The 18,358-nt window shown below is 70.9% G+C and carries 18 protein-coding genes; 10 read left to right on the forward strand and 8 right to left on the reverse strand.

Annotated elements, in window-relative coordinates; translation table 11 throughout:
• Positions 1–251: 251 nt before the first annotated feature.
• On the reverse strand, positions 252–722 hold the full coding sequence (locus tag ACFQ6S_RS04685) for an ATP-binding protein (RefSeq protein WP_383403436.1): 471 nt from the start codon (positions 720–722) through the stop codon (positions 252–254).
• A gap of 361 nt (positions 723–1,083) precedes the next feature.
• On the opposite strand from ACFQ6S_RS04685, the gene ACFQ6S_RS04690 reads away from it, so the two are divergent.
• Positions 1,084–1,482: an STAS domain-containing protein gene (locus ACFQ6S_RS04690; RefSeq protein WP_383403439.1), complete on the forward strand. Its 399-nt coding sequence runs from the start codon at positions 1,084–1,086 to the stop codon at positions 1,480–1,482.
• A gap of 216 nt (positions 1,483–1,698) precedes the next feature.
• On the opposite strand, the gene ACFQ6S_RS04695 is transcribed toward ACFQ6S_RS04690, so the two are convergent.
• Positions 1,699–2,178 (reverse strand): MarR family winged helix-turn-helix transcriptional regulator, encoded by a 480-nt coding sequence (locus ACFQ6S_RS04695; protein WP_383403442.1) that lies wholly within the window; start codon positions 2,176–2,178, stop codon positions 1,699–1,701.
• A gap of 155 nt (positions 2,179–2,333) precedes the next feature.
• Here ACFQ6S_RS04695 and ACFQ6S_RS04700 point away from each other — a divergent pair, with 155 nt between their 5' ends.
• The 6 genes from ACFQ6S_RS04700 to ACFQ6S_RS04725 all read left to right on the forward strand — a co-directional run bounded on the left by ACFQ6S_RS04700 (position 2,334) and on the right by ACFQ6S_RS04725 (position 8,098).
• A complete protein-coding gene (locus ACFQ6S_RS04700) occupies positions 2,334–3,506 on the forward strand; it encodes a PP2C family protein-serine/threonine phosphatase (protein WP_383403445.1) in 1,173 nt (390 codons plus the stop codon).
• A 63-nt stretch (positions 3,507–3,569) separates the two neighbouring features.
• Complete coding sequence (locus ACFQ6S_RS04705; protein WP_383403448.1) at positions 3,570–4,469, forward strand: STAS domain-containing protein; 900 nt, start codon at positions 3,570–3,572, stop codon at positions 4,467–4,469.
• Positions 4,466–4,885, forward strand: coding sequence for an STAS domain-containing protein (locus tag ACFQ6S_RS04710; RefSeq protein ID WP_383403451.1), 420 nt, complete (start codon positions 4,466–4,468; stop codon positions 4,883–4,885). The genes ACFQ6S_RS04705 and ACFQ6S_RS04710 overlap by 4 nt, the downstream gene beginning before the upstream one ends.
• Positions 4,882–5,325 (forward strand): anti-sigma regulatory factor, encoded by a 444-nt coding sequence (locus ACFQ6S_RS04715; RefSeq protein ID WP_383403455.1) that lies wholly within the window; start codon positions 4,882–4,884, stop codon positions 5,323–5,325. The genes ACFQ6S_RS04710 and ACFQ6S_RS04715 overlap by 4 nt, the downstream gene beginning before the upstream one ends.
• Positions 5,325–6,386: a SpoIIE family protein phosphatase gene (locus tag ACFQ6S_RS04720; protein ID WP_383403458.1), complete on the forward strand. Its 1,062-nt coding sequence runs from the start codon at positions 5,325–5,327 to the stop codon at positions 6,384–6,386. Before ACFQ6S_RS04715 ends, ACFQ6S_RS04720 begins: the two co-directional genes overlap by 1 nt.
• Entirely contained in the window at positions 6,383–8,098 is a 1,716-nt protein-coding gene (locus ACFQ6S_RS04725) for a PP2C family protein-serine/threonine phosphatase (RefSeq protein WP_383403461.1), read from the forward strand. The genes ACFQ6S_RS04720 and ACFQ6S_RS04725 overlap by 4 nt, the downstream gene beginning before the upstream one ends.
• A gap of 33 nt (positions 8,099–8,131) precedes the next feature.
• On the opposite strand, the gene ACFQ6S_RS04730 is transcribed toward ACFQ6S_RS04725, so the two are convergent.
• From ACFQ6S_RS04730 to ACFQ6S_RS04740, 3 genes are all read right to left on the reverse strand, one after another.
• Entirely contained in the window at positions 8,132–8,617 is a 486-nt protein-coding gene (locus tag ACFQ6S_RS04730; RefSeq protein WP_383403464.1) for a MarR family winged helix-turn-helix transcriptional regulator, read from the reverse strand.
• Between the two features lie 127 nt (positions 8,618–8,744).
• Positions 8,745–9,719, reverse strand: a complete 975-nt coding sequence (locus ACFQ6S_RS04735) for an amidohydrolase family protein (protein WP_383403467.1) — start codon at positions 9,717–9,719, stop codon at positions 8,745–8,747.
• A gap of 58 nt (positions 9,720–9,777) precedes the next feature.
• Positions 9,778–10,842: a zinc-binding dehydrogenase gene (locus ACFQ6S_RS04740; protein ID WP_383403470.1), complete on the reverse strand. Its 1,065-nt coding sequence runs from the start codon at positions 10,840–10,842 to the stop codon at positions 9,778–9,780.
• A gap of 353 nt (positions 10,843–11,195) precedes the next feature.
• On the opposite strand from ACFQ6S_RS04740, the gene ACFQ6S_RS04745 reads away from it, so the two are divergent.
• The 3 genes from ACFQ6S_RS04745 (at position 11,196) to ACFQ6S_RS04755 (ending at position 15,977) form a co-directional block, all read left to right on the forward strand.
• A complete protein-coding gene (locus ACFQ6S_RS04745) occupies positions 11,196–13,394 on the forward strand; it encodes a hypothetical protein (protein WP_383403473.1) in 2,199 nt (732 codons plus the stop codon).
• A 77-nt stretch (positions 13,395–13,471) separates the two neighbouring features.
• Positions 13,472–13,885 (forward strand): hypothetical protein, encoded by a 414-nt coding sequence (locus ACFQ6S_RS04750; RefSeq protein ID WP_383403476.1) that lies wholly within the window; start codon positions 13,472–13,474, stop codon positions 13,883–13,885.
• Between the two features lie 379 nt (positions 13,886–14,264).
• Positions 14,265–15,977 carry an IlvD/Edd family dehydratase gene (locus ACFQ6S_RS04755; RefSeq protein WP_383403478.1) on the forward strand — a complete coding sequence of 571 codons (1,713 nt, stop codon included), beginning with the start codon at positions 14,265–14,267 and terminating at the stop codon, positions 15,975–15,977.
• A gap of 132 nt (positions 15,978–16,109) precedes the next feature.
• Here ACFQ6S_RS04755 and ACFQ6S_RS04760 read toward each other — a convergent pair whose 3' ends face one another.
• From ACFQ6S_RS04760 to ACFQ6S_RS04770, 3 genes are all read right to left on the reverse strand, one after another.
• Positions 16,110–16,604: a peptidylprolyl isomerase gene (locus ACFQ6S_RS04760; protein ID WP_383403481.1), complete on the reverse strand. Its 495-nt coding sequence runs from the start codon at positions 16,602–16,604 to the stop codon at positions 16,110–16,112.
• Positions 16,605–16,721: 117 nt separating this feature from the next.
• Positions 16,722–17,288, reverse strand: a complete 567-nt coding sequence (locus ACFQ6S_RS04765; protein WP_383403484.1) for a TetR/AcrR family transcriptional regulator — start codon at positions 17,286–17,288, stop codon at positions 16,722–16,724.
• A gap of 161 nt (positions 17,289–17,449) precedes the next feature.
• The gene (locus ACFQ6S_RS04770; protein ID WP_383403487.1) at positions 17,450–18,352 is read right to left on the reverse strand and encodes an SDR family NAD(P)-dependent oxidoreductase; all 903 of its coding nucleotides are present in this window, start codon (positions 18,350–18,352) and stop codon (positions 17,450–17,452) included.
• Positions 18,353–18,358: the final 6 nt, after the last annotated feature.

Here is an 18,358-nt window from a genome sequence, read left to right on the forward strand (position 1 = left end):
CCGACGGGCTTGTCTTGGTTCCGGTTTGCGGCCCTGCGCCGGGTGGGAGTGTCTTCGTCCGCGTGGGTGTCTGTCGGCCGAGCGCGGTAGGTGATGGCCGGCAGGCGATCGGGCTGGTCGCGGGTTCCGCAGCGGTGTCGTCTGTGGCAGCGGACGGGCCTTGAGAGACGGGTCGTGCCGCCCCCGTCGTCGACAGGCATGTCCTGGTTCCGGTCTACGACCTCCGCCAGGCCGGAGTCTCCCCGCCCGCGTCAGTGTCTGTCAGCTGACCGCCGGCGCTCCGCCACCGCGGTCATGGCGATGACCGCGGTGACCCGTTTGCCCCCGGCGGGCAGGTCGGACACGAGTACGGTGCGTGACAGGCGGCAGACGATCGGCCAGCCGCGGCCGCCGACGCGGTGTCGGCCGTGGTGGTCGACGGGGTCCTGGGCGACGGGTCGTCGCCGTTCGCGGTCGCTGACGGACACGTACAGATCCCGGCCCACGATCTTCACGTCGAAGCCGGTGATGCCGCCGCCGTGCAGCATCGCGTTGGTCGTCAGCTCCGACGCCACCAGCAGCGCGTCCGAGAGTGTGTCCGGCGTGCACATGACGCCCCGGACGCGCGACTGCTCGGACAGGACGCGCCGCACGGCTCCGCGTGCCTCGGCCGGAGTGCGCGGCGCGCCGCACAGACGGCCCGTCGAAGCCGTGGCGGCGCCGGTCCGGTACTTCTCGCTCATCCTTTCGCTCCCTGACGCAGGCGACCTCACACAGGGAGGAGACCGAGATCCCGCCGCGGGCCCCTGAGGGGCCTCGCGCAGGCTGGAGTTCCCGTCCCTCCTCCACAACGCGTGTGCTTTCTCTCTCTTCGCGTGACCAGTCGACCGGCCGCCAAACCGCCGTTCGGGCTCCACCCCCGCAAAAGCAGCCAGATGGGTGACCACATACCGCTGCCTCGCACCGGCTCTGTGTGCTGCGGGGATTCAGGGGTAGGCGGGCGATCGCACCGACGGGCCCGTCGCGGGGTTTTTCACTCCGAGAGGCATTGAATCCGCCCGTCGGGGCACTCGTCTCGATCGCCAACGCCTGTAGGAGGTACTTGTGTCCGTTGCCCAGAATCCCTTGTCGATCAAGGTGGAAGTGCCCCGTGAGGATGCCGTTCTCCTCACGGTCGAGGGTGACCTGGACATGGATACGGCCACCGAGTTGCAGCACCACCTCGCCAACCAGCTCCACCACGGCCGAAAGCACTTCATGCTCGACATCGCCGGCGTTCCCTTCATGGACTCGTCCGGCATGAACATCGTCCTGCGCGCCTATCAGGAGGTACGGGACATTTCAGGTGGTGTGTACGTCATCTCCCCGACGCCGGCCGTCCGCCGGATCATGGATCTCACCGGTGTCAGCATCACCGTCCCGATCGTGGCGGACGTCGAGGAGGCGCTCGCGACGGCAGACGCGGGGCCGAGCCTGGAGTCGCCCGTCCGAGCGGAGGAGTGAAGGCGGCCTGCCGGACAGGCAGTTCATCGATCCCGTCCGCGCTTGCAAAGACAACAGTTGCCGTTTGACAACTATGGCCATGAGGCAACAGAGTGAGCGGGTCAAGCGCGGGGAGGGGTGTGGAACGTGCCGGTCAGCAAGGGCGACGGCCCGCGTCGCCGAGCGGCGATGCGCAACCGGCCCCGCCTCGGCGACGCCCCGGGGATGGGGCCGGATTCACGCACTCCGGGCGTCGGAGGCCTCGTCGCCTTCGTGGATCTCCGCGGACGCCGCGGCGCAGAACGCCTCCAGGCCCTCCAGCAGCGCGGTCCGCTTCGAGGCCGGCATCTGTTCCAGTACGGACTGCAGGGCGGCCTCGCGGCGTGCGCGCAGCTCCGCCAGGAAGTTCCGCCCGTGACGGCTCAGGTGCAGACGCAGCTCACGGCGGCTGGCGGCGCTCGGCGCCCGCTCGACGAAGCCCACCGCCTGGAGCCGGTCGCACAGCCGGCTGGTCGACGGCGGCGTGGATCCGAGCGTCTCGGCGAGCATGCGCAGGTTGATGCCGTCACTGTGCTCCAGGATGAAGAGCACACGGATCTGGGAGGCGGACACCGGTGCCGTGGAGGCGCGGCCCCACAGGACCTCCAACAACTCGGCGGCCTCGGAGGTCACACGCGCCACCTCGTCCGGACGCGGCTGCGAGTAGGAGGAAGTCACGCTCCCACTCTTTCAGGCTTCACGGGCACTGTCAGCCCACCGGTTCGGGCAATAAGTGCAGAACACTAGATACCGACACGAAGGACCGACGGATGGCGTCCGCGGCAGCGCGGGTCCGACGCCGTCACTGTGACAGGAATGGCGTACCCAACATCGTGAACAGATTCGTGGCAGCCGAGCGGGCGCTTCGCGCCGCGGCCCCGCACCGGCTGGTGGACGCGGTCCGAGAAGTACTGTGCGACGAGTACGGGGCGAAGGGCGTCCAGCTCTTCCTGGCCGACTACGGACTCGCCACGCTCCAGCCCGTCCTCCTGGCTCCGGGCCCGCCCGAGTCCGTGCCGGCACATGTGGGCCCCGCCGGACGAGCCTTCGGCTCCCAGGAACCGTTCGTCGAGAAGCTCACCGACGGCGCGGTGTGCCTGCACCTGCCGGTGACCGTGCGCGGTGACCGGCTCGGCGTGCTGGCGGTCACGATGCCCTCCGCCGACCGGGCCGACGAGTACCTTGACGAACTGGCCGACGTGGCGCAGGTACTGGGGCACGAGGTGATCGTCGCCGACCGGGACACCGATCTGTACCTCCGGGCGCGCCGCACCGACCGGCTCACGCTGGCGGCCGAGATGCAGTGGCAGCTCCTGCCCGGCCGGTCCTGTGCACGTCCCGAGTACGCGCTGGGCGCCCAACTGGAGCCCGCCTACGCCATCTTCGGCGACAACTTCGACTGGTCCGCGAGCGCCGACGGCCTGATGCTCTACATCACCAACGGCATGGGCGAGGGCATCGAGGCCGCCCTCCTGAGCAACCTGGGCATCAACGCGCTGCGCAACGCGCGGCGTGCCGGCCTGTCCATCGAGGACCAGGCCGCCCTCGCCGACCAGGCCGTCTACGCCCAGTACCGCGGCGACGCCTACCTCTCCGTGCTGCTGCTCGACCTCGACCTGCGCAGGGGCCGGCTCCGGGTCGTCGACGCCGGCTCCCCGCAGATGCTGCGGCTGCGCGGCCGTACCGCCGCATTCGTGGACCTGGAGGCGCAGCTCCCCCTCGGCATGTTCGAGGAGACGGACTACGTCTCCCACGAGATCGACATCGAGCCGGGCGACCGGCTCGTCTTCGCCAGCGACGGGGTGCACGCGGTCGCCGCGCCCGGCGGTGAGCGCTACGGTGAGCGCTCGTTGGCCCGCGCCATCGTGTCCACCAGCCTGCTGCCGGCGGCCGAGGTCCCCCGGGCCGTCCTGCGAGAACTGGCCGGTCACCGCGGCACGCCCATGGCCGACGACGACGCGCTCGTGGTGTGTCTCGACTGGTTCGGGCCGCCTCAAGAGCCCTGACCGAAGTGTCCGGCGCCGGCCCGCACGGTCGGGGCGGCGCGCAATGTAGGAGGAGGGAAACAAGTGCCGGAGCAGCGAACGGCAGAGGACCGCTTGGGCCCGGCGGAGGTGGTCGGAGACTTCCTGCGGCAGCGCCGGGAGAAGATCGCCCAGCGCTGGGCCGACGCGGCGGTGTTCCGCACCGTGTTCACCGTCTCCCGGGACGAGGCGGTGGAAGCCGGCCGCGCCGTGGTCGAGGCACTGGCCGCGGTGGCCGCCTCGGGACGGGTGGAGGACTCGGAGGCGGACGGCTTCACGGTCGTGCGCGAGCAGCTGACACGGACGGCACAGTCCCGGGCGCGAGCCGGCGCCACCGCCGCGCAGATCTCGGCCGAGATGGACGCGCTGCGACCGCCCGTCACCGACCTCCTGCTCGACGAGCTCGCCGAGGCGCCCGCCGAGCACCGGCGGGAGTGCGCGATGGCCCTGACCGTGCTGATGGGCACCCTGCGCCTGGTCATGCTGGAGTCGACGACGACCGCCGGGCAGGAACTCATCAATCGCCAGCGGCTCGAACTGCTGGAGATCGCCACCCCCGTGATCAAGATGTGGGAGGGCATCGTCGCCGTACCGCTGATCGGCACGCTCGACAGCGCCCGCAGCCAGGTGGTGATGGAGACGCTCCTGGACGCCGTCGTGGAACAGCACGCCAGGATCGCGATCCTGGACATCACCGGAGTGCCGACGGTCGACTCCCTGGTGGCGCAGCATCTGATGAAGACCGTGGCGGCGGCGCGGCTGATGGGCGCGGAGTGCATAGTCTCCGGGATCCGGCCCGCCATCGCGCAGACCATCGTCCACCTCGGCATCGACCTGAGCTCGGTGCTCACCCGCGCCAGCCTCGCGGACGCCCTGGCCTACGCGTTGCAGCAGCAGGGCGCGCACATCGTGCTGAACCCGGCGTCGGCCGCGGAGCCCCAGTGACGGCCGCCACCTTCCCGTACGAAGGGCATGTGCCCGTACTGCGGCTCGGCGGGGTCCTCCTGGTCACCCTCCAAGGGGACCTGTACGACAGCACGGCGGAACAGCTTCGGCAGGACATCGGCGTGACAGTCTCCGACAGCGCGGTCACCGGTGTGGTCATCGACGTCTCCGGTGTCGAGATCGTCGACTCCTTCATGGGCCGCGTCCTCAGTGACGTCGCGGCCATGACCCGCCTGCTGGCCGCGCAGACCGTGGTGGCCGGGATGCGCCCGGCGGTGGCCATCACACTGGTCGAACTCGGCCTGACCCTGCCGGGGTTGCGCACCGCTCTCAGCACGGAGGAGGCCATGCTCCTGCTCGGCGCCGAGGTTTCGGCCCTGCCCCGCGACGGGCGCCCCCGCCGGGAGCGCCCGTGACCCACAGCACCGGCAGCGTCGCCGCCGGCCTGCCGATCCACTCGGACCTCGACCTGGTCCGGGCCCGGCAGCACGTACGGCAGTTGACGGCCCAACTCGGGTTCGGTCTGGTCGAGCAGACCAAACTCGTCACTGCGGCCAGTGAGCTGGCGCGCAACGCCCTCGTCCACGGCGGCGGGGGCCGGATGGAGTGCACCGAGGTGACCAGCGGTGGCGTACGGGGGCTGCGCCTCGTCTTCATCGACGAGGGCCCCGGCATCGCGGACCTGGACCTGGCCCTGTCCGACGGCTATACCTCAGGAGACGGACTGGGGATGGGGCTGGGCGGTTCCCGACGCCTGGTCCACGAGTTCTCCATCGACAGCCGTCGTGGCGTCGGCACCACCGTGACGGTGACGTCCTGGATCTCCGGGCCGCCCCGTCCGCGCGAGGCGCCCTGATGCCGCGCGTCTGGGAGGTTCCGGTGCACGACTCGACCCGGGTACGCGATGTCCGCATGGCGGCCCGGGACGCGGCCGACCGCGCCCGGCTGCCCGAGGACAGGGTCGCCGCCGCCGAGCTGGTATCCACCGAACTCGCCACCAATCTGCTGAAGCACGCCGGTGGCGGACGAATACTCCTCGACCTCGTGGGCCCGCCGACCCCGGCCTACGCCGACGAGCGGATACCGCTGGTGCAGATCATGGCCGTCGACCACGGGCCCGGCATGCCCGACACCGCCGCGGCACTGCGCGACGGCTACTCGACCGCCGCCTCCCTCGGCGCCGGCCTCGGCACCTGCCTGCGCACGGCCGACGACTTCGGCCTGCACAGCACACCCGGACGCGGCACGATCGCCATGGCCAGGATCGCCGCCCGGACCGGCCGCGACACCGGCGGTCCGCTCCCGGTGCGGGCGGGCGGAGTCAACATCCCCCTGGCGGGCGGGGAGTTCTCCGGCGACGCCTGGGTGTGCGTACGGACGGCCGACCGCGTGACACTGATGCTTGCCGACGGCCTCGGCCACGGCTCCCCGGCGGCCCGGGCCTCCTCCGCCGCCGTGGAGGCACTCCGGTCTGCGCCGCACCTGCCGCCGCCCGACCTGCTGCGGCGACTGCATGCCGCCCTGCGCGACACCAGGGGCGCCGCCGTGGCCATTGCCCAACTCGACATCACCGCAGGAAAGTTGCTCTTCGCCGGAGTGGGCAACGTGGGCGCACGGCTACGCCGTGGCGACACCTGGCAGGGGCTGGTCTCACGCCCCGGCATCGTCGGCGCCCACCTCCCCACGCATCTGCCGCAGCACCAGGAGACCTGGACCGACGAGAGCCTCCTGATCCTGCACAGCGACGGCCTGCCGAGCCGCTGGAGCCCCGGCCCCGTCGTCCACGCCCGTTCGTCCCTCGACCCCGCCGTGACCGCCGCCTCGATCGTGCGGGACGCCAGCAGCTCCGCCCGGCCGGTACGCGACGACACCGCCGTCGTCGTGCTGAGCCCCTGCCTCCCGGACCGCTCCCCATGAACCGCACCTGGCACGTCCACACCATCACCGACGCCGCTCAGGCCCGCATCGGCACGGCGCGGCTGGCCGTCGCGAGCGGAGTGACCACCGTCGAACGCGCGCGCCTGATCGCCGCACTGACCGCACAACTACGGCAGTGCCTCACCAAGGGAGGCGAGTGGCGGGTCGCCGTGGCGGTGACCGCGACCCCCGGTGACCGCGTGTTCCGCGTCGAGGTGGACTCGGCCCGACGCCGCCCGGAAGACCTGCGTCCCCCGTGGCACGCGTCGGTGCCCTGCGCCGAGGACGCGGACCTCACCGGTGAGCCCGCGATCGACGACCCGGTCACGCTCGCCGAGGCCCTCTTCGGCGCCGACGAGGACGCGGCCCTGCTGCTGGAGCGGCTCGACGAGCAGGAGGCGATGGTCGCCTTCCACCGGGAGGAACTCCACCAGACCAACCAGGGCGTGCTGGCGCTCCACGCCGAGCTGGACGCCGCCGGCCGGGCCCAGCGCGAGCTCTTCGACGCGGAGCAGAAGGCCCGCAAGGAGGCGGAGAACGCCCGCGGCCGGCTGACCTTCCTCGCCGATGCGAGCGCCGCCCTGACCGCCTCCCTGAACCACGAGGCCATCGTGCGGCTGCTGCCCGCCCTGCTGGTGCCGCGCTACGCCCGCTTCGTCGACGTCTGGCTGTTCGACGGCGTCGACGACGCCCTGCGCAGCGGCCCCCATGCGGCCGCCGCCGTCCTCGCCGCCCGCCGCGGCCGCCCCCAGTACGCGGCCGACCATCCCGGCCGTCTGCCCGGCGTAGACGACCAGCCGCCCTCGGCCCTCGACCCCGCCCGGCCCCTGCTCTGCGTCCCCCTGCTGACCCGCCGGGCGCCGCAGGGCGTCCTCACCCTCTCGGCACCCGACGAACGCTGGGACGCCGACGACGCCGTCATGCTGATCGAGCTGGCCCGAAGAGCCAGCATCGCCCTGGAGAACGCCCGGCGCTTCGAACACAACCGGGACATCGCCGAGACCCTGCAGCGCGCCCTGCTCACCGACCTGCCCATCACCCCCGGCCTGAGCCTGGCCGCGCGCTACCTCCCGGCCACCCATGGTCTGAACATCGGCGGTGACTGGTACGACGCCTTCCGCCAGCCCGACGGCAGTCTGATCACCGTCGTCGGAGACGTCACCGGACACGGGCTGCACGCCGCGGTGATGATGAGCCAACTGCGCACCGCCCTGCGCGCCTACGCCGTCGACGGCAGCAGCCCCGGCCAACTCCTGACCCGCCTGCACCTGTTCCTGCACCGCCTGCGCCTCGACCTCTACGCCACCGCGGTCATCGCGCGTTTCCACCCGCACGACCGCACCCTCACCTGGGCCGCCGCCGGCCACCCGCCGCCGGTACTGCGCGACCCCGAGGGCCAGGTGCGCACCCTCGACGCCAAACCCGGCGCCATGCTGGGCATCCCCCTGAAACAGGAGATCCCCGACCACACGGAGCCACTGCCGCCCGGATCGACGCTGGCGCTGTACACCGACGGGCTGGTCGAGCGCCGTGCCCAGGGGATCGACCCCGGTATCGAGCGTCTCGCCGATGCGCTGGGCGGCTTCGGGCCGGCCGAACTCGAGGAGGATCTGGAGGGGTCGGCCGACCGGCTCCTGCATCCGCTGCTGCACGACTCCGAACACGACGACGACGTATGCCTGTTGCTGTGCCACGTGCACGGCGACGGGTGATCGAAGCGGACACCCCGGTCCTGAGCCGAGCCGTCAACTGTCGTTCCCCGTGCCCGTGCCCGTCCCTGGCTCGGTGCCGGCGGAGAGCCCGGCCTCGTCAAAGGCGCGCAGGACCTGTTCGAGCCGCGAGGGCGGAACACCGTCGAGGGCTGTGGCCAGACGAACCGAGAGCCCCTCGGTGACATCCGACAGGAATACGCGCCCCTGGTCCGTCACCTCCAGGCGCACCTCACGCCGGTCGCCGGGCCGCACGCTGCGCCGGAGCAGCCCGGCGGCTTCGAGCCGGTCGCAGAGCCGGCTGGCGGTGGGCAGCCCGATCCGCAGGTGCTCGGCCAGGGCGGTGACATTGAGCGCGGGCCGGCCACGCACGGCCCGCAAGGCGCGTATCTGACGGGGAGACAGGCGTGGACGGACGTCCTCGACGGCCGAGAACCACAGCGTCACCAGGTCCTCCACGACTTCGACGACCTGCTGGCCGACCAGGTGGGAGGCGACCTGGGGATCCTGTTCGCGGCGCATGGTCCGTCATCCTTCGAGTCTCACCGTCGACTCCGGTCTGGGTGCATCGGTGCAAGGGCCCTACCCGAAGCGAGGGAGAGTACACAGCTGTGACGGCGACGGATACGAGGCCGACTCCGGCATGCACCTATGAGTGCCGACTCCCGTTCGCCAGGCGGGGGATGAGGAGTTCGGCATTGCCCCGGTTGACGGCATGCAGCCGACCGGAATCCCAGTGCGGGGAGTCGTCCAGCGCGGTGTCGAAGTCGGTGCCCCAGTCCTCGGGGAGCATCGGGAAGTCACTGCCGTACAGGATGTGGTCCGGCTCGGCGAAGGCGAGCAGTGAGGGCAGGGTCGTAGCTCCGGTCGAGATGGCGGTGTCGAAGTAGAAGCGCCGCAGGTCGGCGAGGAAGTCCTGGGGGGTGCCTCGCTCTTCGCCGTCGGTGAGCCGGGCGGCCAGGGCGAAGCGGTGGGCGGCGTAGGGCAGGAAGCCGCCGGCGTGGGGGAGGATCACCTTCATCCGCGGATACCGGCGTGGCACACCCTGCATGGTCATGTGCAGTGCGGTACGGGTGGTGTCGTAGGGGAAATCCGCCAGTGGGGCCGGCACTTCCGGGACGGGGGCACCCGGGGGCGCGGTCGGGTGGACGAGGACGACGGCGGAGCGGGCGTCGAGTTCGGCCCACAGCGGCTCGAACGCCGGGTCGCCGAGATAGCGGCCGTGCGCGTTGGACAGAACCATGACGCCGTCCGCCCCCAGCTCGTCCAGGGCGTGCGCGGTCTCGGCGAGGGCACCGTCCACGTCGGGCAGCGGGAGGGCGGCGAAGTGGCCGAAGCGGTCGGGACGGTTCTTGACCAGCTCGGCCGTGTACTCGTTGACGCTCCGGGCCGCCTCGCGCGCCGCGGCGGGATCGTCCGGGCCGGCGAGCGGGGCGGCGTAGGACAGCACTCCGGTGGCGATCGACCGACGGTCCATCATGGCGATCGCGCTGTGCTCGTCCCACGAGGGCGCGGGCCATCCGACGGCCGCTGCACGGCCGGTGATCGCGCGGGCGCGGACGGGCGGGATCACATGCTGATGGACGTCGATGCGTCGAGGGTCCGTGGGTACGCGGTCTGTCATGCCCGTCCAGCCTCCTCGGTGCCGTACCGCAGCATGACGGCGACGGTACGAAAGGATCTTATCCGGGCATTTCCATTCCTTCCATCGGAGTAGCTCCTACCGTCTCCGGAGCCCTCCGCGGATCCACATGAATCTTGGGACCGGCTCCGGCGCCCTGCGGACGTTCGCCCGCGAGAACCGGCCCGACCTCGTCGAGGCCGACCGTGGCCGCGACCAGTGGCCTGGGGTCGACCGCTGCGGACGCGTAAGCCCGGATGGTGGCGTCCAGGCCGGGGGAGGCGGACAGGACACCGACCGCGGTCAGGTCCTTGAGGACGAGCCGCCGGGTGTCGATCCTGCTCGGCTCACCGGCCAGCCCGATGTACACGACACGACCGCCCGGCTCGACCGCCTCCAGCGCCCGCTGCGGCAGATGAGCGGCGCTCGAGGCGTCGACGACCGCGTCGAACGGCAGCTCGGGGAGGGAGTGCTCGTCCCACACATGCCCGAAGCCCAGGGAACGGGCGAACGCGGCGGAGTTGCCGGGCCGGTCCAGCAGATGGACCTCCGCGCCGGCCGCCCGCAGGAACATCGCGACGAGAAGGCCGATGGTCCCGGGCCCCAGCACCAGAACACGGTCCCCGGCGCGCGCTTCGGCCGCCCGCGCCGCGCGTAGGGCATTGCCTCCGGGCTCGACGAGCGCGCCGAGCACGGCGTCGACCGAGTCGGGCAGAACGTGCAACGAGACGGCCGGTACGGCGAGTTGCTCCGCCAGAGCACCGGCCCGCGCCCCGCGGATGCCGACCTCCTGCCGCTTCTCGCACACATGCTGACGGCCCCGCAGACAGCGGCGACAGCTGCCGCAGCCGAGCATCGTGTCCCCCATGACACGGCGGCCGATCCACCCCGGGTCGACACCGACACCGACCGACGCCACCCGCCCGGCCCACTCGTGCCCCGGCCGCATCGGATAGCTGGAGTGCCCCTGATGGAGGTAGGCCATGTCGCCTGTGAAGAACTCCATGTCGGTACCGCACACCCCGACCCGCTCGACGTCCACGACGACTTCACCGGGGGCGGCCACCGGTGCGGGCAGGTCCTGGACCTCGAATTCGCCGGGATCGGTCAGCACAAAGGCGCGCATAGGGCGGGACCTGCTTCCCGAGCGGGGGTGGTGAGGGGCCGATGTCGCCCCGGAGGGACAGGGTATTGCGGGCGAGGTCGGATACACAGGAACGGCAAGGCAGTTGACCTCGCTCTCGTTCGAGATGAACACCGTACGGCGCGTGCAGGAATGGCGAATGGCGGACGAATGGCTGCTTCGCGTAGAGCTGAGTCCGTGCGGATCTTTTCTCCAGGTGCGCGCAACCTGTGCTGCCTGCCGTGGGTCGGATCGGTCGGACGGCCGAGTGACGGCGCTGAACTGCTGAGGGGCGTGTGGTGCGAAGAGGGCGAGGATGGAGAAAAGGAGGCAGGGTTGGGCCGGCCGTCGGTGCGGTGGTGCTGGCGGTGGGGGCCGGGCTGCTGACCTGGACGCCGGCCTCGGCGGCCGCGGCGGACGAGGAGGAGATGCCGTCCGTCACGCTTCAGGCGGCACGCATGACGACAAGACCGGCGAACCTGAACGCCGTGGACAGCTCCGGCTATCTGTCGTCGCCATCGTCTGCCGAACCGTCGAGCGTGTCGACGTGGGTCGGCAATGACGGCTCGACCGTTGCGGACCTGCCCACTCCGGTGGCTGTCAACGGCGGGTTCGGGCTGGAACGGGTGAAGGAGACGAACACCTACCGGATCCGGCACTACGCAACCGGCGAGGTCGTACGGGTGGACCTGCCCCCAACCGACGCTGCCACCAAGGTGTTTGCCGAGAACCGTCTGGTGACCCAGCGCGTGGTCGACGGCGAGAGAACCCTGCACCTGCTCGAAATCCCCGAGGGCGGCGGGCTGCCGACCGATCGTCAGGTGTCCGGCGTCCTGGACGACCTCGAACGTGCTGCGGCCGACGACGACGGCGTCTTTGCCCACGGCGCGGCATCGGACAGCCGCGGCGGCGTGCTCCTGTACCGGCCTGTCGGCGGCGATGCCCGGCGCACCGCGCTGCTGGATTTCGCGACGGCCCGGCTGACCTATGTACCGAACGGGGACTTCGACGGGCTGTTCGTCCAGCATCTCGGCAGCGACAAGATCCTCTTCCAGACGTACGAAGAGGATCACGAGGCCTACAAGAACGAGCCCAAGAGGTCGTACTTGTACGTCATCGGCCGGGGGCAACCGGACAGCCCCGGCACTCTCATCGGCCAACTGCCGGACGACGACGACTCGTTCAAGGGCGATGGGCAGGGGGACACGGCGCGGGTGGTCGGCGACTGGCTGGTGTACACCGATCTGCACGGCGGCACGGTCCACGCCGTACCCCTCGCGGGCGGCGCGCTCCGGACACTGCTGCTCAGTTCGGCCAACTCCTTCGTCCGTGGCCAGGACGGCAGCCTCTACATCGAGGGCGGCAGCGACAAGGACCACTGGGCGGTGCAGCGCATCACGCTCGCCGATGACGGCACTCCGGTCGCCAAGCCGGCCGTGCCACTGCCCGCGGTCACGGAGTGGGAGGTCGGCGGCATGGCCCTCGACCACGGGCGGCTGCTGTTCGCCACGGAGAGCGCGGAAAAACCGGGCGAGGGCAACACCTTCCTCACCGCATCCAAGCTCTCCCTCGCGGCGGACGGGACACTGACCGCCGGACCGCCCGAGGTACTGGGCGACCTGGGGTACGACGTGCCGGACCAAGAGCCCTACATCGACGCCATGAGCGCGGGCTGGCACCAGCCCTGCTACGAGGACTGCCTGCGTCTCACCGCCACAGGGAAGTCCTCCGTCGCCCACAACGTGTGCGGCGTCGGGCACGTCGTGGCGGCCGCCGGTCCCTACCGGGTGGTCCGCCCGTCGGACCAGAAGATCTGCCCGACAGGAAAGGGCAAGCAGGAGGTACGGGACGGGGACAAGGTCCTGAGCACCGGCCCCCGGCAACCCGCGGCCCTTTGGGAGAGCACCCTGTGGACGCCGGGCAGCAAGCCCGGCACCGTCTCTGCAGTGTCTCTGCCGTCCCTCAAGCCACTGCGCACGCAGCCCGTCGGAGCCACCTGCGTTCCCAAGGAACTCCAGGTGGTGGGCCGCTGGATCTACTGGTCCTGCGGGCCCCGCGGTGACGCGGGCGTCTACGACCGGGCCACGGGGCGGCAGATCGACGTACCGTCCGGATACGCGCAGTTGGCCGACGGCTACCTGGTCAGCCAGGCGAACGCGACCCGCAAACTGCTGATCACCTATTTCCCGGACGCGGTGCCCGCCGACCGCGTCGGCACCAGCGAGCTGGGTCCGCTGCCGTCCCCGGTCCGGACCCCGCAGGACCGGCGCGGCCTGTTCTGGGCGGTGGACCGCTTCGACGGCGCGGTGGCCTACCTCGACGCCTCGGGGGACGTGACCGTGAAGTGGCCGAGGGTCCGCGCCAGCCCGTTCGCCGAACCCGGCCCTGACACCCCGTACGCGTGGATGCCGTTCGATGTCGCCCTGTTGGTGGTTGCCCTGGCTTACGCCATCACCCTCAAAACCTTCGGCCGGAGGCCGTGGTCGCCGTTCCAGAGGACCGTGGATTCGCCAGGGGCTGCAGCCGACTCAGGTGGCCCAAGTGGTGCTCGGTGAAGCAGAGTCCGGCGTGTGCCGCCCCGGACACGTGGCCTTGCTCGAACATGTTTGCTGCCGGAGGATGCGGCTACGCGATGTCTATGAGCCCATCGAACAACGACACCAATCAAGATTCCGTATCCGCGAAGGAGGCGGCGGCCAAGGCTCGTCGCACCACATCGGGGGCGACCGCTCCGGCGTCGAAGGCGGCGGGCAAGGCTGCCGACAAGGCCGGTGACACGGCGGAGCGGACGGCCAAGGCGACCACCGCGGTCGCCCACACGGCAGCCGAGCGCGTCGAGGCCGGCCGCCAAGCCGTCGTCGCCGCCTCGGGGCAGGCCGCCGCCCTCGCCAAAACCACCTGGACGCTCATCGCCAACCGCAAGATCGTCGTCGCGGGCGTCGGCGCGGGGCTGACCGCGCTGGGCGCGACGTCGTACGCGGCGGGTCGGCGTGCGGGCCGGCGCACGCTGGGTCCGATCACCCGGATGACCGGCGGCCGGTTCTGACGCCCAGGGCAGCCCGTCCCGCCCTTTCGTGACGGATATGTGCTGCCACGCCAGAGTGAACACGGCCTGCTGACCGTCTCCTGAGCCCTGGCTGGGCTCGGGCGGCGGCAGGCGCCTCACCACGCCGTTGATCCCCGGTCAGACGCACTCCGCTCTGCGGGTCGTACCACCTGGACAACACAGGCCATCCACGAGGTGGGTCGGGGGGTGTTCCTGGGCATCCTCACGCACAAGGCTGAGAGCGTAGTCGTGCATTGACCTCGGTGGATCCCCGCAACACCTCCGGAGCTGTGCCGGCCTTCAGGGCCGCGCCGGTCCTCCCGGACGCTGCCCAGCCGTCGGCAGGAGAGGCCCAAGGACCCACCCAGGAGGAGTCACGGTGAGGCTGCGCAGCGCACAGTGGTACGAGGGGCAGGACCGCAATGCCTACATCCACCGGGCGTGGATGCGCAGAGGCGTCCCCGGCGACGCCTTCACCGGCCGGCCGCAGATCGCCATCGCCAACACGGCCTCGGACCTGACCCCTTGCAACGCCCATCTCGACGAGGTCGCGTCCTCGGTGCGCGACGGTGTGTACGAGGCGGGCGGCGTCCCGCTGGACCTGCCGGTGGTGTCGCTGGGCGAGACGAACGTCCGTCCCACCGCCATGCTCTGGCGCAACATGGCCGCGATGGCCACGGAGGAGATGCTACGGGCCAACCCGATCGACGGCGTGGTCCTGCTGGGCGGCTGCGACAAGACGATCCCGTCCCTGCTGATGGCCGCCGCGTCGGTGGACCTGCCCGCCGTCGTGGTTCCCGGCGGCCCCATGCTGACCGGGACGTTCCGTGGCACGCCGCTCGGCTGCGGTACCGATGTGTGGCGGCTGTCGGAGGAGGTCCGCGCGGGCACGCTCTCTCAAGAGCAGTTCGCCCGCTCCGAGTCGGCGATGATCCGCAGCCGAGGCCACTGCAACACCATGGGCACCGCCTCCACGATGGCCCTGGTCGCGGAGGCACTGGGCACGGTCGTCCCCGGAGTGGCCGGTACCCCCGCCCCCGACAGCCGTCTGCTGGAGGCCGCGCACCACACCGGCCGGCTGGCCGTGGACATGGTGGCCGCCGACCGTCGGCCGGGGACGATCCTCACCAAGGCGTCCTTCCACAACGCGATCGTCGCGCTCGCCGCCATCGGCGGCTCCACCAACGCCGTCGTCCACCTCCTGGCCATCGCCGGCCGTTTGGGCATCGACCTCCGCCTCGACGACTTCGACCGCGTCGGCTCCCGCGTCCCGGTCCTGGTCGACCTCCAGCCGGCCGGCCGTTTCCTCATGGAGGACTTCCATCGCGCCGGCGGCCTGCTCGCCGTCCTGCGCGAGGTCCGTGACCTGCTCGACCCCGACGCCCTCACCGTCACCGGCAAGCCCCTGATCGAGGCGCTCGGCGACGCCACGATCTGGGACGGCGAGGTCATCCGCACCCGTGCGGAACCCCTGGTCGCCGAGGGCGGGATCGCCGTTCTGCGCGGCAACCTCGCCCCCGACGGAGCGATCGTGAAACCGGCCGCCGCCTCCCCGCACTTGCTGCGGCACCGCGGCCGGGCCGTTGTCTTCGACTCCATCGAGGACTTCCACGCCCGTATCGACGACCCCGAACTCGACGTCGACGCCGACTCCGTCCTGGTCCTGCGCGGCTGTGGACCCAAGGGCTATCCCGGTATGCCCGAGGTCTCGAACATGCCCCTGCCGAAGAAGCTCCTCGAACAGGGTGTCCGCGACATGGTCCGCGTCTGTGACGGCCGGATGAGCGGGACGGCGTACGGCACGGTCGTCCTGCATGTGGCCCCCGAGGCGGCGGCAGGCGGTCCGCTCGCCCTCGTCCGTACCGGGGACCACATCACCCTGGATGTCGAGGCCCGTCGTATCGACGTCGACATATCGGCGGACGAGCTTGCTCGCAGACGCCCCAGCGAGGCGACGGTCACCGCCTACGCCGACCCGCGGCGCGGCTGGGAGCGCCTTTACGTCGACCATGTCCGCCAGGCCGACACCGGCGCAGACCTCGACTTCCTCGTCGGGTCGAGCGGTTCGGAGGTGGGTCGCGAGTCGCACTGACCCCCGACGGAGAAAGAGACGGAGAAGGAGGCGGAGAAACAGACAGAGAAAGAAAGGTCCGCCGAGCCCGTACGCGGGCCCGGCGGACCGATTACACGGCCGCCCGAGGGCCGCCGACCATGAACGGGGTCGTTACGCGACGACTCCGCTGTCCTCGATGACGATCTTCTTGCTGGTCGAGCCCGAGCGGCTGCCGAGGGCCTCGATCGCCTTGACGACGTCCTCGCCCTCGACGACCTCACCGAAGACGACGTGCTTGCCGTCCAGCCACGGCGTCACGACCGTGGTGACGAAGAACTGCGAGCCGTTGGTGCCCGGCCCCGCGTTGGCCATGCTGAGCAGGAACGGCTTGCTGTGCTTCAGCTCGAAGTTCTCGTCCGCGAACGTCTCGCCGTAGATGCTCTTGCCACCGGTGCCGTTGCCGTTGGTGAAGTCACCGCCCTGGAGCATGAACTCCGGGATCACCCGGTGGAAGGGCGCACCCTTGTAGCCGTAGCCATGCTGGCCCGTCGCCAGCTCACGGAAGTTTCGTGCGGTCTTGGGCACGACGTCGTCGTACAGGCGGAAGACGATGCGGCCCATGTCCTCGCCATTGGCCGAAATCTTGAAGAAAACGTTCTCGCTCATGCCGCGAATTCTCCACTAGAGACGGCGTCAGGTCGAACAGGCCCGGCGTGGTGATCACCACTCCGCGAGCCGGGAGGGGGAGAAGCAGCCCCGAGGAGTGACCCGAGACGTAGTCCCTCAACGGATGTACAGGCCTTCGAGCAGCGCCGTCAGATAGCGGCGGGCGGTCTCGACACGAGCCTCGGGTTCGCCATGGACCTGGGCGGCGAAGGCGACCCCGCACATCAGCGGTACCAGATCCTCGGAGGTCAGGTCGGTGCGCACCACTGCGGCGTCATGGGCACGCTCGAGCAACCGGCTGCCGACCGACCTCAGGGCCCCCTTCAGTTCGGTGGTGCGGGGCAGGGCGTCGACGGGCGCGGCCGCGACCGGTGGCAGGGAGGCGTCGGTGACCTGTGCCTCGATGGTGCGGGTCAGGAAGCCGGCGAGGGCACGCCGGGGGTCCTCGTCTGCGAGCGCCTTCTCGCCGTGGGCGACGAGTGTCTCCAGGGTGGGAGTGGCGACCGTCTCCAGGAGCGCCTCGGCGGTGGGGAAGTGACGGTAGACGGTGCCGACACCCATCTGCACACGCCGGGCGATGTCGTTGAGCTGCAGGGGCGTGCCCTCGTCCACGAGTTCGCGGGCCACGGCGACGATCCGCTCCCAGTTGCGAGCGGCGTCCTTGCGCAGGGGGCTGGTCGGCATGGGGGAATTCTATCTGGATGGCTCATCCGTATTGCGTGGCGCATGATCCGGACGAGCCGCATGACTTTCCGTTCAGTCAACTACGGCATGGGGCCGAAAAGTTGGGGCGGCCGCAGTGGCTGCCATCGCCCGGCTCCTCGTCGACGCCGTTCGCGGCCCGGTCATGCGCGATCGGCTCCGGTGCTCGTCACGGGCGTGAGCGGCGCGAGGTGCTCGCTGAGATGGCGTACCGCTTCGGCGATGCGTGGATCCGTGGCCGAGCGGAACGGGGCGACGGGCTGTGCGCGGGGTCCGATGACGACGCCGGTCCGGCCGCTCAGCGAGGGGTCGGTCGCGGCGAAGATCGAGGGGCGGGCCGCAATGGACGCCGGTCCCGAGGTCGAGCGTTCGAACTTGCGCCGGACCAGCGGCCACAGCAGCCGCAGGCCGGGCGAGACGATCTTCGGGTCGCGCATGGTGCCGTTGGTCATGTCGGTCGCGGCGCCGCCCGGGTCCGCCGCGAAGACCGAGACGTCCGTGCCTTCGAGCCGGCCGGCCAGCTGCAGCGTGTAGGCGAGGTTGGCGAGCTTGGCGCGGCCGTACCAGTGGAAGCCGTAGTAGCCACCCGGCGGCTCTACGGCGTCGAAGACGCGCTTGGCGACCCCGGTCGCGCCGGAGGTGACGTTCACTATCCGGCTCGGCGCGCCGGCTCGCAGAGCGGGCAGCAGCAGTTCGGTGAGCAGATACGGCGAGAGGTGGTTGACGGCGAACGACGCCTCGATCCCGTCGACCGAGTCCTGCCGGTCCGGGAACATCGCCCCGATGTTGTTGACCAGCACGGTCAGGGGGCCGCTCGCGGCGATCCTGTGGGCGAGGGCGCGGACCTCGTCGAGGGAGGAGAGATCGGCGGCCAGGAACCGTGCGGAGTGCAACGGCCCGGTGGCATTGATCTGTTCTATCGCACGGGCGCCGCGCTCGGGATTGCGCCCGACCACGATGACCGCGAGGCCGGCCTCGGCGAGGCCCAGGGCGGTCTCCAGCCCGATTCCCGCCGTTCCTGCGGTGACTACTGCTGTTTGCTTCATTGCGTG

This window comes from Streptomyces sp. NPDC056479, assembly GCF_042795335.1.
GTDB lineage: Bacteria > Actinomycetota > Actinomycetes > Streptomycetales > Streptomycetaceae > Streptomyces.

Coding starts and splice junctions, on each gene's coding strand:
- ACFQ6S_RS04685 (WP_383403436.1), bottom strand. CDS start 722: ATGAGCGAGAAGTACCGGACCGGCGCCGCCACGGCTTCGACGGGCCGT.
- ACFQ6S_RS04720 (WP_383403458.1), top strand. CDS start 5,325: ATGCCGCGCGTCTGGGAGGTTCCGGTGCACGACTCGACCCGGGTACGC.
- ACFQ6S_RS04725 (WP_383403461.1), top strand. CDS start 6,383: ATGAACCGCACCTGGCACGTCCACACCATCACCGACGCCGCTCAGGCC.
- ACFQ6S_RS04730 (WP_383403464.1), bottom strand. CDS start 8,617: ATGCGCCGCGAACAGGATCCCCAGGTCGCCTCCCACCTGGTCGGCCAG.
- ACFQ6S_RS04735 (WP_383403467.1), bottom strand. CDS start 9,719: ATGACAGACCGCGTACCCACGGACCCTCGACGCATCGACGTCCATCAG.
- ACFQ6S_RS04740 (WP_383403470.1), bottom strand. CDS start 10,842: ATGCGCGCCTTTGTGCTGACCGATCCCGGCGAATTCGAGGTCCAGGAC.
- ACFQ6S_RS04750 (WP_383403476.1), top strand. CDS start 13,472: ATGTCTATGAGCCCATCGAACAACGACACCAATCAAGATTCCGTATCC.
- ACFQ6S_RS04760 (WP_383403481.1), bottom strand. CDS start 16,604: ATGAGCGAGAACGTTTTCTTCAAGATTTCGGCCAATGGCGAGGACATG.
- ACFQ6S_RS04765 (WP_383403484.1), bottom strand. CDS start 17,288: ATGCCGACCAGCCCCCTGCGCAAGGACGCCGCTCGCAACTGGGAGCGG.
- ACFQ6S_RS04770 (WP_383403487.1), bottom strand. CDS start 18,352: ATGAAGCAAACAGCAGTAGTCACCGCAGGAACGGCGGGAATCGGGCTG.